9 protein-coding genes are annotated in these 14,187 nt (G+C 55.9%); all 9 read left to right on the top strand.

What is annotated here, in order from left to right; all coding sequences use genetic code 11:
• Positions 1-41: 41 nt before the first annotated feature.
• Positions 42-473 (top strand): 50S ribosomal protein L11, encoded by a 432-nt coding sequence (gene rplK / locus ACWHXD_RS28210; RefSeq protein WP_003176435.1) that lies wholly within the window; start codon positions 42-44, stop codon positions 471-473.
• Positions 473-1,168: a 50S ribosomal protein L1 gene (gene rplA, locus ACWHXD_RS28205; protein ID WP_003176434.1), complete on the top strand. Its 696-nt coding sequence runs from the start codon at positions 473-475 to the stop codon at positions 1,166-1,168. Before rplK ends, rplA begins: the two co-directional genes overlap by 1 nt.
• A gap of 199 nt (positions 1,169-1,367) precedes the next feature.
• Positions 1,368-1,868, top strand: a complete 501-nt coding sequence (gene rplJ / locus ACWHXD_RS28200; protein WP_003176433.1) for a 50S ribosomal protein L10 — start codon at positions 1,368-1,370, stop codon at positions 1,866-1,868.
• Positions 1,869-1,946: 78 nt separating this feature from the next.
• Positions 1,947-2,312 carry a 50S ribosomal protein L7/L12 gene (gene rplL, locus ACWHXD_RS28195; RefSeq protein WP_003176432.1) on the top strand — a complete coding sequence of 122 codons (366 nt, stop codon included), beginning with the start codon at positions 1,947-1,949 and terminating at the stop codon, positions 2,310-2,312.
• A 219-nt stretch (positions 2,313-2,531) separates the two neighbouring features.
• Positions 2,532-6,605: a DNA-directed RNA polymerase subunit beta gene (rpoB, locus tag ACWHXD_RS28190; protein WP_010206926.1), complete on the top strand. Its 4,074-nt coding sequence runs from the start codon at positions 2,532-2,534 to the stop codon at positions 6,603-6,605.
• 64 nt (positions 6,606-6,669) lie between these two features.
• On the top strand, positions 6,670-10,869 hold the full coding sequence (rpoC, locus tag ACWHXD_RS28185) for a DNA-directed RNA polymerase subunit beta' (RefSeq protein ID WP_003194653.1): 4,200 nt from the start codon (positions 6,670-6,672) through the stop codon (positions 10,867-10,869).
• 216 nt (positions 10,870-11,085) lie between these two features.
• Positions 11,086-11,457 carry a 30S ribosomal protein S12 gene (gene rpsL, locus ACWHXD_RS28180; RefSeq protein WP_002555494.1) on the top strand — a complete coding sequence of 124 codons (372 nt, stop codon included), beginning with the start codon at positions 11,086-11,088 and terminating at the stop codon, positions 11,455-11,457.
• A 118-nt stretch (positions 11,458-11,575) separates the two neighbouring features.
• Positions 11,576-12,046 carry a 30S ribosomal protein S7 gene (gene rpsG, locus ACWHXD_RS28175; RefSeq protein ID WP_002555493.1) on the top strand — a complete coding sequence of 157 codons (471 nt, stop codon included), beginning with the start codon at positions 11,576-11,578 and terminating at the stop codon, positions 12,044-12,046.
• 30 nt (positions 12,047-12,076) lie between these two features.
• Positions 12,077-14,182, top strand: coding sequence for an elongation factor G (gene fusA, locus ACWHXD_RS28170; protein WP_003194651.1), 2,106 nt, complete (start codon positions 12,077-12,079; stop codon positions 14,180-14,182).
• Positions 14,183-14,187: the final 5 nt, after the last annotated feature.

Genomic DNA, 14,187 nt, shown 5'->3' with positions numbered 1-14,187 from the left:
GGAGCCTTTCGAGGCGTTTGAACCCGTAATTGGAGTGCCTCATGGCCAAGAAGATTACCGCTTACATCAAGCTGCAAGTGAAGGCCGCTCAGGCCAACCCTAGCCCACCCGTCGGTCCAGCTCTGGGTCAGCACGGCGTGAACATCATGGAATTCTGCAAGGCCTTCAACGCCCGTACTCAGGGTCTTGAGCCAGGTCTGCCGACTCCAGTGATCATCACTGTATACAGCGACCGTAGCTTCACCTTCGAAACCAAGTCGACCCCGGCTTCGGTTTTGCTGAAGAAAGCTGCCGGTCTGACCAGCGGTTCCGCTCGTCCTAACACCGTTAAGGTTGGCACTGTAACCCGTGCTCAGCTGGAAGAAATCGCGAAAACCAAAAACGCGGATCTGACTGCAGCTGATATGGATGCAGCCGTGCGTACCATCGCCGGTTCTGCTCGTAGCATGGGCCTTAACGTGGAGGGTGTGTAATGGCTAAGCTGACCAAGCGCCAAAAGGCTATCGCCGGCAAAATCGAAGCAGGCAAGTCCTACAACTTCGTAGACGCTGCTGCCCTGCTGACCGAGCTGTCGACTGTCAAGTTCAGCGAGTCTGTTGACGTTGCTGTAAACCTGGGTGTTGACCCACGTAAATCCGACCAGGTCGTTCGTAGCGCTACTGTGCTGCCACACGGTACTGGCAAGACTGTACGTGTTGCTGTCTTCACCCAAGGCCCAGCTGCTGAAGCTGCTCTGGCCGCTGGTGCTGATCGCGTTGGCATGGACGACCTGGCTGCCGAAATGAAAGGCGGCGACCTGAACTATGACGTCGTAATTGCTTCCCCGGATGCAATGCGCGTTGTAGGTCAGTTGGGTCAGATCCTCGGTCCACGTGGCCTGATGCCTAACCCTAAAGTCGGCACCGTAACGCCAGACGTAGCTACCGCGGTTAAAAACGCCAAGGCTGGTCAGGTTCGTTATCGCACCGACAAAAACGGCATCATTCACACCTCCGTTGGCAAAGTCGGCTTCGATGCCGTCAAGCTGAAGGAAAACGTTGAAGCCCTGATCGCTGATCTGAAGCGTATCAAGCCTGCTTCCTCGAAAGGTATCTACGTCAAGCGCGTTACCCTGAGCACCACTATGGGCCCAGGTCTGGTCATCGACCAAGGCTCGCTGGACGTATAAGACATAAATTGGCGCAAGTAATTGCGCCAATTGAAAGATTGGGGTCCCTGCCTGGCGGGGGCTATCCAAGACCGTAGGCGACGCAAGTCTTAAACCAACAAGCCTACGCAGATGGTGCTCCCGGTTCCTTACCGAATCAGACACCAAAACGACATCAGGCCTAGGCCAGATGAAACGGTAACAAGCAGGAGTTAAACCCGTGGCAATTAATCTCGAAGACAAGAAGGCCATCGTCGCTGAAGTCAACGAGGCTGCCAAAGCTGCTCTGTCCGCTGTCGTGGCTGATGCCCGTGGTGTGACAGTAGGCGCTATGACCGGACTCCGTAAAGAGGCTCGTGAAGCTGGCGTATACGTACGTGTTGTACGTAACACCCTGCTCAAGCGCGCCGTTGCTGACACTGAATACAGTGTTCTCAACGACGTGTTCACCGGCCCGACTCTGATCGCGTTCTCTAAAGATCATCCAGGCGCTGCTGCCCGTTTGTTCAAAGAATTCGCCAAGAGTCAGGATAAGTTCGAGATCAAGGCAGCTGCGTTCGAGGGCAAGTTCCTCGCAGCTAACCAAATCGACGTACTGGCAACACTGCCGACCCGTAACGAAGCTATTTCGCAGCTGATGAGCGTGATTCAAGGCGCTACCAGCAAGCTGGCTCGTACTCTGGCTGCAGTTCGCGAGCAAAAAGAAGCTGCCGCAGCCTAAGGCTGAGCAAATTCTCTCGCGTATTTTTGTTTATTTCGATGGCCGCGTAGGCCGTCCCCCAATTCAGGAAATACAGCAATGTCTATCTCCCAAGACGATATCCTCAACGCCGTAGCTGAAATGTCGGTTCTGCAGGTTGTTGAGCTGATCAAAGCTTTCGAAGAAAAATTCGGCGTTTCCGCTGCCGCTGCTTCCGCTGGCCCAGCTGTTGCTGCTGTCGCTGCTGAAGAGCAAACCGAATTCAACGTCATGCTGCTGGAAGCTGGCGAGAAGAAAGTAAACGTGATCAAGGCAGTACGTGAACTGACCGGTCTGGGCCTGAAAGAAGCCAAGGCTGTAGTTGACGGCGCTCCTGCCCAGGTTCTGGAAGCTGTGTCGAAAGACGCCGCTGACAAAGCCAAAGCTACTCTGGAAGAAGCAGGCGCTAAAGTCGAGCTGAAGTAAGCATCGACCTTGCGTCTCCAGCCCAAGCGTTAAGCTGAAGGCTGATGGCTGGTGGCTCTTGCCACCGGCCTTTTTCCGTTCTTGGCTGTCGACTCGGTCGCCGCCATTAACGCGCTGTAGCCACCCGAAGCGGTGGTGCAAACCATGGGGTTTGCAAGATTTTCTGGCTGCTCCCGTCGGAGGGGCCAAACAAGCAGGTGACCAAGCTGGGGAACGCTGATGGCTTACTCATATACTGAGAAAAAACGTATCCGCAAGGACTTTAGCAAGTTGCCGGACGTCATGGATGTCCCGTACCTTCTGGCTATCCAGCTGGATTCGTATCGTGAATTCTTGCAGGCGGGAGCGACCAAAGATCAGTTCCGCGACGTGGGCCTGCATGCGGCCTTCAAATCCGTTTTCCCGATCATCAGCTACTCCGGCAATGCTGCGCTGGAGTACGTCGGTTATCGCCTGGGCGAACCGGCATTTGATGTCAAAGAATGCGTGTTGCGTGGCGTTACGTACGCCGTACCTTTGCGGGTAAAAGTCCGTCTGATCATTTTCGACAAAGAATCGTCGAACAAAGCGATCAAGGACATCAAAGAGCAAGAAGTCTACATGGGCGAAATCCCACTGATGACTGAAAACGGTACCTTCGTAATCAACGGTACCGAGCGTGTAATCGTTTCCCAGCTGCACCGTTCCCCGGGCGTGTTCTTCGACCACGACCGCGGCAAGACGCACAGCTCCGGCAAACTCCTGTACTCCGCGCGGATCATTCCGTACCGCGGTTCGTGGTTGGACTTCGAGTTCGACCCGAAAGACTGCGTGTTCGTGCGTATCGACCGTCGTCGCAAGCTGCCGGCCTCGGTATTGCTGCGCGCGCTCGGTTACACCACTGAGCAAGTGCTGGACGCTTTCTACACCACCAACGTATTCAGCCTGAAGGATGAAACCCTCAAGCTGGAGCTGATCGCTTCGCGTCTGCGTGGTGAAATTGCTGTCCTGGACATCCAGGACGAGAAGGGCAAGGTCATCGTTGAGGCTGGCCGTCGTATCACTGCGCGCCACATCAACCAGATCGAAAAAGCCGGTATCAAAGAGCTGGAAGTGCCACTGGACTACGTCCTGGGTCGCACTACCGCCAAGGTCATCGTTCACCCGGCTACAGGCGAAATCCTGGCTGAGTGCAACACCGAGCTGAACACCGAGATCCTGGCCAAGATCGCCAAGGCCCAGGTTGTTCGCATCGAGACCCTGTACACCAACGATATCGACTGTGGTCCGTTCATCTCCGACACACTGAAGATCGACTCCACCAGCAACCAATTGGAAGCGCTGGTCGAGATCTATCGCATGATGCGTCCTGGTGAGCCACCAACCAAAGACGCTGCCGAAACCCTGTTCAACAACCTGTTCTTCAGCCCTGAGCGCTATGACCTGTCTGCGGTCGGCCGGATGAAGTTCAACCGTCGTATCGGTCGTACCGAGATCGAAGGTTCGGGCGTGCTGTGCAAGGAAGACATCGTCGCGGTATTGAAGACCCTGGTCGACATCCGTAACGGCAAAGGCATCGTCGATGACATCGATCACCTGGGTAACCGTCGTGTTCGCTGCGTAGGCGAAATGGCCGAGAACCAGTTCCGCGTTGGCCTGGTACGTGTTGAGCGTGCGGTCAAAGAGCGTCTGTCGATGGCTGAAAGCGAAGGCCTGATGCCGCAAGACCTGATCAACGCCAAGCCAGTGGCTGCGGCGGTGAAAGAGTTCTTCGGTTCCAGCCAGCTTTCGCAGTTCATGGACCAGAACAACCCGCTCTCCGAGATCACCCACAAGCGCCGTGTTTCTGCACTGGGCCCGGGCGGTCTGACCCGTGAGCGTGCTGGCTTTGAAGTCCGTGACGTACACCCGACGCACTACGGTCGTGTTTGCCCGATCGAAACGCCGGAAGGTCCGAACATCGGTCTGATCAACTCCCTGGCTGCTTATGCGCGCACCAACCAGTACGGCTTCCTCGAAAGCCCGTACCGTGTGGTGAAAGACGCCCTGGTCACCGACGAGATCGTATTCCTGTCCGCCATCGAAGAAGCTGATCACGTGATCGCTCAGGCTTCGGCCACGATGAACGACAAGAAAGTCCTGGTCGACGAGCTGGTAGCTGTTCGTCACCTGAACGAGTTCACCGTCAAGGCGCCGGAAGACGTCACCTTGATGGACGTTTCTCCGAAGCAGGTAGTTTCGGTTGCAGCGTCGCTGATCCCGTTCCTGGAACACGATGACGCCAACCGTGCGTTGATGGGTTCCAACATGCAGCGTCAAGCTGTACCAACTCTGCGTGCTGACAAGCCGCTGGTAGGTACCGGCATGGAGCGCAACGTAGCGCGTGACTCCGGCGTTTGCGTCGTGGCTCGTCGTGGCGGTGTGATCGACTCCGTTGATGCCAGCCGTATCGTGGTTCGTGTTGCCGATGACGAAGTAGAAACTGGCGAAGCCGGTGTCGACATCTACAACCTGACCAAATACACCCGCTCGAACCAGAACACCTGCATCAACCAGCGTCCGCTGGTGAGCAAGGGTGATCGCGTTCAGCGTAGCGACATCATGGCCGACGGCCCGTCCACCGACATGGGTGAACTGGCTCTGGGTCAGAACATGCGCATCGCGTTCATGGCATGGAACGGCTTCAACTTCGAAGACTCCATCTGCCTGTCCGAGCGTGTGGTTCAAGAAGACCGCTTCACCACGATCCACATCCAGGAACTGACCTGTGTGGCGCGTGATACCAAGCTTGGGCCTGAGGAAATCACTGCAGACATCCCGAACGTGGGTGAAGCTGCACTGAACAAGCTGGACGAAGCCGGTATCGTTTATGTAGGTGCTGAAGTTGGCGCTGGCGACATCCTGGTCGGTAAGGTCACTCCGAAAGGCGAGACCCAACTGACGCCGGAAGAGAAGCTGCTGCGTGCCATCTTCGGTGAAAAAGCCAGCGACGTTAAAGACACCTCCCTGCGTGTACCTACCGGTACCAAAGGTACTGTCATCGACGTACAGGTCTTCACCCGTGACGGCGTTGAGCGTGATGCTCGTGCACTGTCCATCGAGAAGACCCAGCTCGACGAGATCCGCAAGGATCTGAACGAAGAGTTCCGTATCGTTGAAGGCGCGACCTTCGAACGTCTGCGCTCCGCTCTGGTAGGCCACAAGGCCGAAGGTGGCGCAGGCCTGAAGAAAGGTCAGGACATCACCGACGAAATCCTCGACGGTCTTGAGCACGGCCAGTGGTTCAAACTGCGCATGGCTGAAGATGCTCTGAACGAGCAGCTCGAGAAGGCCCAGGCCTATATCGTTGATCGCCGCCGTCTGCTGGACGACAAGTTCGAAGACAAGAAGCGCAAACTGCAGCAGGGCGATGACCTGGCTCCAGGCGTGCTGAAAATCGTCAAGGTTTACCTGGCAATCCGTCGCCGCATCCAGCCGGGCGACAAGATGGCCGGTCGTCACGGTAACAAGGGTGTGGTCTCTGTGATCATGCCGGTTGAAGACATGCCGCACGATGCCAATGGCACCCCGGTCGACGTCGTCCTCAACCCGTTGGGCGTACCTTCGCGTATGAACGTCGGTCAGATCCTTGAAACCCACCTGGGCCTCGCGGCCAAAGGTCTGGGCGAGAAGATCAACCGTATGATCGAAGAGCAGCGCAAGGTCGCAGACCTGCGTAAGTTCCTGCACGAGATCTACAACGAGATCGGCGGTCGCAACGAAGAGCTGGACACCTTCTCCGACCAGGAAATCCTGGATCTGGCGAAGAACCTGCGCGGCGGCGTTCCAATGGCTACCCCGGTGTTCGACGGTGCCAAGGAAAGCGAAATCAAGGCCATGCTGAAACTGGCAGACCTGCCAGAAAGCGGCCAGATGCAGCTGTTCGACGGCCGTACCGGCAACAAGTTCGAGCGCCCGGTTACTGTTGGCTACATGTACATGCTGAAGCTGAACCACTTGGTAGACGACAAGATGCACGCTCGTTCTACCGGTTCGTACAGCCTGGTTACCCAGCAGCCGCTGGGTGGTAAGGCTCAGTTCGGTGGTCAGCGTTTCGGGGAGATGGAGGTCTGGGCACTGGAAGCATACGGTGCTGCATACACTCTGCAAGAAATGCTCACAGTGAAGTCGGACGATGTGAACGGTCGTACCAAGATGTACAAAAACATCGTGGACGGCGATCACCGTATGGAGCCGGGCATGCCCGAGTCCTTCAACGTGTTGATCAAAGAAATTCGTTCCCTCGGCATCGATATCGATCTGGAAACCGAATAACACGTGACGCGAATCGAGAGCGGGGCTGTTTAGCCCGCTCTCTGCTCCGCCAGGAGGAAAGGCCTTGAAAGACCTACTGAATTTGCTGAAAAACCAGGGTCAAGTCGAAGAGTTCGACGCCATCCGTATTGGATTGGCATCGCCTGAGATGATCCGTTCGTGGTCGTTCGGTGAAGTTAAAAAGCCGGAAACCATCAACTACCGTACGTTCAAACCTGAACGTGACGGCCTGTTCTGCGCCAAGATCTTTGGCCCGGTAAAGGATTACGAGTGCCTGTGCGGTAAGTACAAGCGCTTGAAGCACCGTGGTGTGATCTGCGAGAAGTGTGGCGTTGAAGTCGCACTGGCCAAGGTTCGTCGTGAGCGCATGGCGCACATCGAACTGGCTTCGCCGGTTGCCCACATCTGGTTCCTGAAATCGCTGCCGTCCCGTATCGGCTTGCTGATGGACATGACCCTGCGCGATATCGAACGTGTTCTCTACTTCGAGAGCTATGTCGTTATCGACCCAGGCATGACCACCCTTGAAAAAGGTCAGCTGCTGAACGACGAGCAGTACTTCGAAGCGCTGGAAGAGTTCGGCGACGATTTCGATGCTCGCATGGGTGCCGAAGCTGTCCGCGAACTGCTGCACGCTATCGACCTGGAGCACGAGATTGGTCGTCTGCGCGAAGAGATTCCGCAAACCAACTCCGAAACCAAGATCAAGAAGCTGTCCAAGCGTCTGAAGTTGATGGAAGCCTTCCAGGGTTCCGGCAACTTGCCAGAGTGGATGGTGCTGACCGTTCTGCCGGTTCTGCCGCCAGACCTGCGTCCGCTGGTACCGTTGGACGGTGGTCGTTTCGCGACGTCCGACCTCAACGACCTGTACCGCCGCGTGATCAACCGTAACAACCGCTTGAAGCGCCTGCTTGATCTGTCCGCTCCGGACATCATCGTGCGCAACGAAAAGCGTATGTTGCAAGAAGCGGTCGATGCCCTGCTCGACAACGGTCGTCGTGGTCGCGCTATCACAGGTTCCAACAAGCGTCCTCTGAAATCCCTGGCTGACATGATCAAGGGTAAGCAAGGTCGTTTCCGTCAGAACTTGCTCGGTAAGCGTGTTGACTACTCCGGTCGTTCGGTAATTACCGTAGGCCCGACCCTGCGTCTGCACCAGTGCGGTCTGCCTAAGAAGATGGCACTCGAGCTGTTCAAGCCGTTCATCTTCGGCAAGCTGGAAATGCGCGGTCTCGCGACCACCATCAAAGCGGCCAAGAAAATGGTCGAGCGCGAACTGCCAGAGGTTTGGGACGTTCTCGCTGAAGTGATCCGCGAACACCCGGTTCTCCTCAACCGTGCACCGACCCTTCACCGTCTGGGTATCCAGGCGTTTGAACCGGTACTGATCGAAGGTAAGGCTATCCAGCTGCACCCTCTGGTCTGTGCTGCGTACAACGCCGACTTCGACGGCGACCAAATGGCCGTGCACGTACCGCTGACACTGGAAGCCCAGTTGGAAGCGCGTGCGTTGATGATGTCGACCAACAACATCCTGTCGCCAGCCAACGGTGAGCCAATCATCGTTCCGTCGCAGGACGTTGTATTGGGTCTGTACTACATGACCCGTGAAGCGATCAACGCCAAGGGCGAAGGTCGTGTGTTCGCAGACCTGCAGGAAGTTGACCGTGTGTTCCGTGCCGGCGAAGCCGCACTGCACGCCAAGGTCAAGGTGCGGATCCACGAAACGGTCAACGACCGTGACGGCGGCAGCGTGAGCAACACCCGTATCGTCGACACCACTGTCGGCCGTGCGCTGTTGTACCAGGTTGTGCCAAAAGGTCTGTCGTACGATGTCGTCAACCTGCCGATGAAGAAAAAGGCGATCTCCAAGCTGATCAACCAGTGCTACCGCGTGGTTGGTTTGAAAGAGACCGTTATCTTCGCTGACCAGTTGATGTACACAGGTTTCGCTTACTCGACTATCTCCGGCGTTTCCATCGGCGTTAACGACTTCGTTATCCCGGATGAAAAAGCTCGCATCATCAGTGCTGCCACTGACGAAGTGAAAGAGATCGAGAGCCAGTACGCCTCCGGCCTGGTAACCCAGGGCGAGAAGTACAACAAGGTGATCGACCTTTGGTCCAAGGCGAACGACGAAGTTTCCAAGGCGATGATGGCCAACCTCTCGAAAGAGAAAGTCATCGACCGTCACGGCGACGAAGTTGACCAGGAATCCTTCAACTCGATGTACATGATGGCCGACTCGGGCGCGCGGGGTTCTGCTGCGCAGATCCGTCAGCTCGCCGGTATGCGTGGCCTGATGGCCAAGCCGGACGGTTCCATCATCGAAACGCCGATCACTGCGAACTTCCGTGAAGGTTTGAGCGTACTTCAGTACTTCATCTCCACTCACGGTGCTCGTAAGGGTCTTGCGGATACCGCGTTGAAAACCGCTAACTCCGGTTACCTGACTCGTCGTCTGGTAGACGTTGCACAAGATCTGGTTGTAACCGAGATCGATTGCGGCACCGAGCACGGCCTGCTGATGACTCCGCACATTGAAGGCGGTGACGTTGTAGAGCCACTGGGTGAGCGCGTATTGGGTCGTGTTATTGCCCGTGACGTATTCAAGCCAGGTACCGAGGAAGTTATCGTTCCTGCCGGCACCCTGGTTGACGAGAAGTGGGTCGAGTTCATCGAACTCAACAGCATCGACGAAGTGATCGTTCGCTCGCCGATCAGCTGCGAAACCCGCTACGGCATCTGCGCCAAGTGCTACGGCCGTGACTTGGCTCGTGGTCACCAGGTGAACATCGGTGAAGCGGTCGGCGTTATCGCTGCCCAGTCCATCGGTGAGCCGGGTACCCAGCTGACCATGCGTACGTTCCACATCGGTGGTGCGGCAAGCCGGACCTCCGCAGCCGACAGCGTTCAGGTGAAGAATGGCGGTACCGTCCGCCTGCACAACCTCAAGCACGTTGAGCGAGTGGATGGCCACCTGGTTGCTGTGTCCCGTTCCGGTGAGCTGGCCATCGCTGATGACTACGGTCGTGAGCGTGAGCGTTACAAGCTGCCGTACGGTGCTGTGATTTCGGTTAAAGAAGGTGACAAGGTCGACGCTGGCGCAATCGTGGCCAAGTGGGATCCGCACACTCACCCAATCGTTACCGAAATGAAAGGTACCGTGACCTACGTGGGCATGGAAGAAGGCATCACGATCAAGCGTCAGACTGACGAATTGACCGGTATGACCAACATTGAAGTACTCGACGCCAAAGATCGTCCAGCTGCCGGTAAAGACATCCGTCCTGCCGTGAAGATGGTCGATGACAACGGCAAGGATCTGTTGCTGCCAGGCACTGACGTAATCGCTCAGTACTTCCTGCCAGCCAACGCCCTGGTCGGTGTAGCGGATGGTGCGAAGATCGCGATCGGTGATGTTATCGCGCGTATCCCGCAAGAAACTTCGAAAACCCGTGACATCACCGGTGGTCTGCCGCGTGTTGCCGACTTGTTCGAAGCTCGTCGTCCGAAAGAAGCGTCGATTCTGGCTGAAGTCAGCGGCACCATCGCGTTCGGTAAAGAGACCAAGGGCAAGCGCCGTCTGGTCATTACCCCGAACGACGGTAGCGATCCGTATGAAGAGCTGATTCCGAAGTGGCGTCACCTGAACGTGTTCGAAGGCGAACAGGTAAACCGCGGCGAAGTTATCTCCGACGGCCCGAGCGATCCACACGACATCCTGCGTCTGCTGGGTGTGAGTGCGCTGGCCAAGTACATCGTTAACGAGATCCAGGACGTTTACCGTCTGCAAGGCGTGAAGATCAACGACAAGCACATCGAGACCATCCTGCGTCAGATGCTGCGTAAAGTTGAAATCGCTGAATCCGGCGATTCCAGTTTCATCAAGGGCGACCAGATGGAACTGACTCACGTACTGGTAGAAAACGAGCGCCTGGCGAACGAAGAGAAATTTGTCTCCAAGTTCACTCGCGTGCTGCTGGGTATCACCAAGGCGTCGTTGTCCACTGAGTCGTTCATCTCGGCGGCCTCCTTCCAGGAGACCACTCGCGTACTGACCGAAGCAGCGGTAACCGGCAAGCGCGATTACCTGCGCGGCCTGAAAGAAAACGTAGTCGTGGGTCGTCTGATCCCGGCGGGTACCGGTTTGGCTTATCACAGCGAGCGTAAGCGTCGCCGTGATGCTGACAAGCCGCTGCGCGTAAGCGCCAGTGAAGTGGAAGCTGCACTGACCGAAGCGCTGAACTCAAGCGGTAACTGAGTTCTGCGATAGATGAGTCTGGGCCCTGACACTCCCATTCGTCGGATCGAGGCATTTTTGCCCCGGTTCGACGCGAGGGGAGGTCGGGGCCTTGCCTTGACTGGGGACAAGATCCTCTTTAGACTCTTGTACCCCTAAATTTGGCGGGAATTCGTTCCTGCCATTTTGCTTTTCTTGCAAGACAATAGCGTCGCAAGACAACAGTGGAGCTAGTAGATGGCAACTATCAACCAGCTGGTACGTCAGCCGCGTAAGCGTATCGTCGAGAAATCCGACGTACCTGCGCTGCAGAACTGCCCGCAACGTCGTGGCGTATGCACCCGTGTGTATACCACCACGCCGAAAAAACCTAACTCGGCACTGCGTAAAGTATGCCGTGTGCGTCTGACCAACGGTTTCGAGGTTTCCTCGTACATCGGCGGTGAAGGCCACAACCTGCAAGAGCACAGCGTGGTACTGATCCGCGGCGGTCGTGTAAAAGACTTGCCAGGTGTTCGTTATCACACCGTACGCGGTTCTTTGGATACTTCCGGCGTTAAAGGTCGTAACCAGGGTCGTTCGAAGTACGGTACCAAGAAGCCTAAGTAGTAGCGGCTTTTTGTAAACCTGAATCATCTTATTTTCTGAGTCGATAAGAGTAAGGTCGGAGGCGTCCCGAAAGGGCACCGATTCCGAGCGAACCTGAAGACCGTTTGAGGGCTTATCCATGCCAAGAAGACGCGTAGCAGCCAAGCGCGAAGTGCTTGACGATCCAAAATACGGAAGCCAAATTCTGGCCAAGTTCATGAACCACGTGATGGAAAGCGGCAAGAAAGCCGTTGCCGAGCGTATCGTTTATGGCGCGCTGGAAAAGGTTAAAGAACGCAAGAACAGCGACCCCCTGGAAATCTTCGAGAAAGCTCTCGACGCCATCGCTCCGCTGGTCGAAGTGAAGTCGCGCCGTGTAGGCGGTGCTACTTACCAGGTTCCGGTTGAAGTTCGCCCGTCCCGTCGTAACGCTCTGGCAATGCGCTGGTTGGTAGACTTCGCCCGTAAGCGCGGCGAGAAGTCTATGGCTCTGCGTTTGGCCGGCGAACTGTTGGACGCTGCTGAAGGTAAAGGTGCTGCTGTTAAGAAGCGTGAAGACGTGCACCGTATGGCTGAAGCCAACAAAGCTTTCTCGCACTACCGCTTCTAATTTTAGCTTCACTAATTTTGCGAGGGCTTTATGGCTCGTACTACTCCGATTAGCCGCTACCGTAACATCGGTATCGTCGCTCACGTGGATGCTGGTAAAACCACCACCACCGAGCGCGTACTGTTTTACACCGGCAAAAGTCACAAAATGGGCGAGGTGCATGACGGCGCCGCGACCACAGACTGGATGGTTCAGGAGCAGGAGCGTGGTATTACCATTACTTCTGCTGCTATTACCGCCTTCTGGAAAGGTTCCGAGAAGCAGTACAAAGACGAGCATCGCTTCAACGTAATCGATACCCCGGGCCACGTAGACTTCACCATTGAAGTTGAGCGTTCCCTGCGCGTACTCGACGGCGCTGTCGTTGTGTTCTGCGGCACCTCGGGTGTTGAGCCTCAGTCGGAAACCGTATGGCGTCAAGCCAACAAGTACGGCGTTCCACGTCTTGTTTATGTAAACAAGATGGACCGTGCTGGTGCCAACTTCCTGCGCGTGATCGGTCAGATCAAGCAGCGTCTGGGTCACACTCCGGTGCCTATCCAGTTGGCTATCGGTTCCGAAGACAACTTCCAGGGTCAGATCGATCTGATCAACATGGAAGCTGTTTACTGGAACGATTCCGACAAAGGTATGGTTCCTGTTCGTAAGCCTATCCCTGAAGAGCTTCAGGAGCTGGCTGACGAGTGGCGCAACAACATGGTTGAGGCTGCTGCCGAAGCCAGCGAAGAGCTGATGAACAAGTACCTCGAAGGTGAAGAGCTCACCAACGTGGAAATCAAGGCCGCTCTGCGTCAGCGTACTATCGCTGGTGAGATCGTCTTGGCTGTTTGCGGTTCTTCGTTCAAGAACAAGGGTGTTCCCCTGGTTCTCGACGCCGTTATCGACTACCTGCCTGCTCCAACCGACATTCCTGCTATCAAGGGTTCCAACCCTGATAACGAGGAAGAAGAAATGGAGCGTCACGCCGATGACAACGAGCCGTTCTCGGCTCTGGCGTTCAAGATCGCTACCGACCCATTCGTGGGTACTTTGACCTTCGTCCGCGTTTACTCGGGCGTGTTGGCCTCCGGCGACGGCGTGATCAACTCGGTTAAAGGCAAGAAAGAGCGCGTGGGTCGTATGGTGCAAATGCACGCAAACGCCCGTGAAGAGATCAAGGAAGTGCGCGCTGGTGACATCGCGGCCCTGATCGGCATGAAGGACGTCACCACTGGTGAGACTTTGTGCGACGCTGCCAAGCCAATCATCCTGGTTCGCATGGACTTCCCGGAGCCGGTTATTTCGGTTGCCGTAGAGCCTAAGACCAAGGATGACCAGGAAAAAATGGGTATCGCTCTGGGCAAGCTTGCTCAGGAAGATCCATCTTTCCGCGTCAAGACTGATGAAGAGACTGGTCAAACGATCATCTCCGGCATGGGCGAGCTGCACCTGGACATCCTGGTTGACCGGATGCGCCGTGAGTTCAACGTCGAAGCCAACATCGGTAAGCCTCAGGTTTCCTATCGTGAGCGCATCACGAAGAACTGTGAAATCGAAGGCAAGTTCGTTCGTCAGTCCGGCGGTCGTGGTCAGTTCGGTCACTGCTGGATCCGTTTTGCTCCTGCTGACGAAGGTCAGGAAGGTCTGCAATTCGTGAACGAAGTAGTAGGTGGTGTTGTTCCTAAGGAATACATCCCTGCTATCCAGAAGGGTATCGAAGAGCAGATGAAGAACGGTGTTGTTGCCGGCTATCCGCTGATCGGCCTGAAAGCAACCGTTTTTGACGGTTCTTACCACGACGTCGACTCCAACGAGATGGCGTTTAAGGTGGCTGCTTCCATGGCAACCAAGCAACTGGCCCAGAAGGGCGGTGGTGAGTTGCTTGAGCCAATCATGGCGGTAGAAGTTGTTACACCTGAAGACTATATGGGTGATGTCATGGGCGACCTTAACCGTCGTCGCGGCATGATCTTGGGTATGGAAGACACGGTTTCCGGCAAAGTGATTCGCGCCGAGGTTCCGTTGGGCGAGATGTTCGGTTATGCGACCGACGTTCGTTCCATGTCCCAGGGTCGCGCAAGCTACTCTATGGAATTCAAAAAATACAACACAGCTCCGGCGCACATCGCTGAAACTGTATCCAAAAAACAAGGCTGATTCAG

This window comes from Pseudomonas fjordensis (assembly GCF_976987115.1).
This window is presented reverse-complemented; position numbering and strand designations above follow the sequence as displayed.

Coding starts and splice junctions, on each gene's coding strand:
- rplK (WP_003176435.1), top strand. CDS start 42: ATGGCCAAGAAGATTACCGCTTACATCAAGCTGCAAGTGAAGGCCGCT.
- rpsG (WP_002555493.1), top strand. CDS start 11,576: ATGCCAAGAAGACGCGTAGCAGCCAAGCGCGAAGTGCTTGACGATCCA.
- rpoB (WP_010206926.1), top strand. CDS start 2,532: ATGGCTTACTCATATACTGAGAAAAAACGTATCCGCAAGGACTTTAGC.
- rpsL (WP_002555494.1), top strand. CDS start 11,086: ATGGCAACTATCAACCAGCTGGTACGTCAGCCGCGTAAGCGTATCGTC.
- fusA (WP_003194651.1), top strand. CDS start 12,077: ATGGCTCGTACTACTCCGATTAGCCGCTACCGTAACATCGGTATCGTC.
- rplL (WP_003176432.1), top strand. CDS start 1,947: ATGTCTATCTCCCAAGACGATATCCTCAACGCCGTAGCTGAAATGTCG.
- rplA (WP_003176434.1), top strand. CDS start 473: ATGGCTAAGCTGACCAAGCGCCAAAAGGCTATCGCCGGCAAAATCGAA.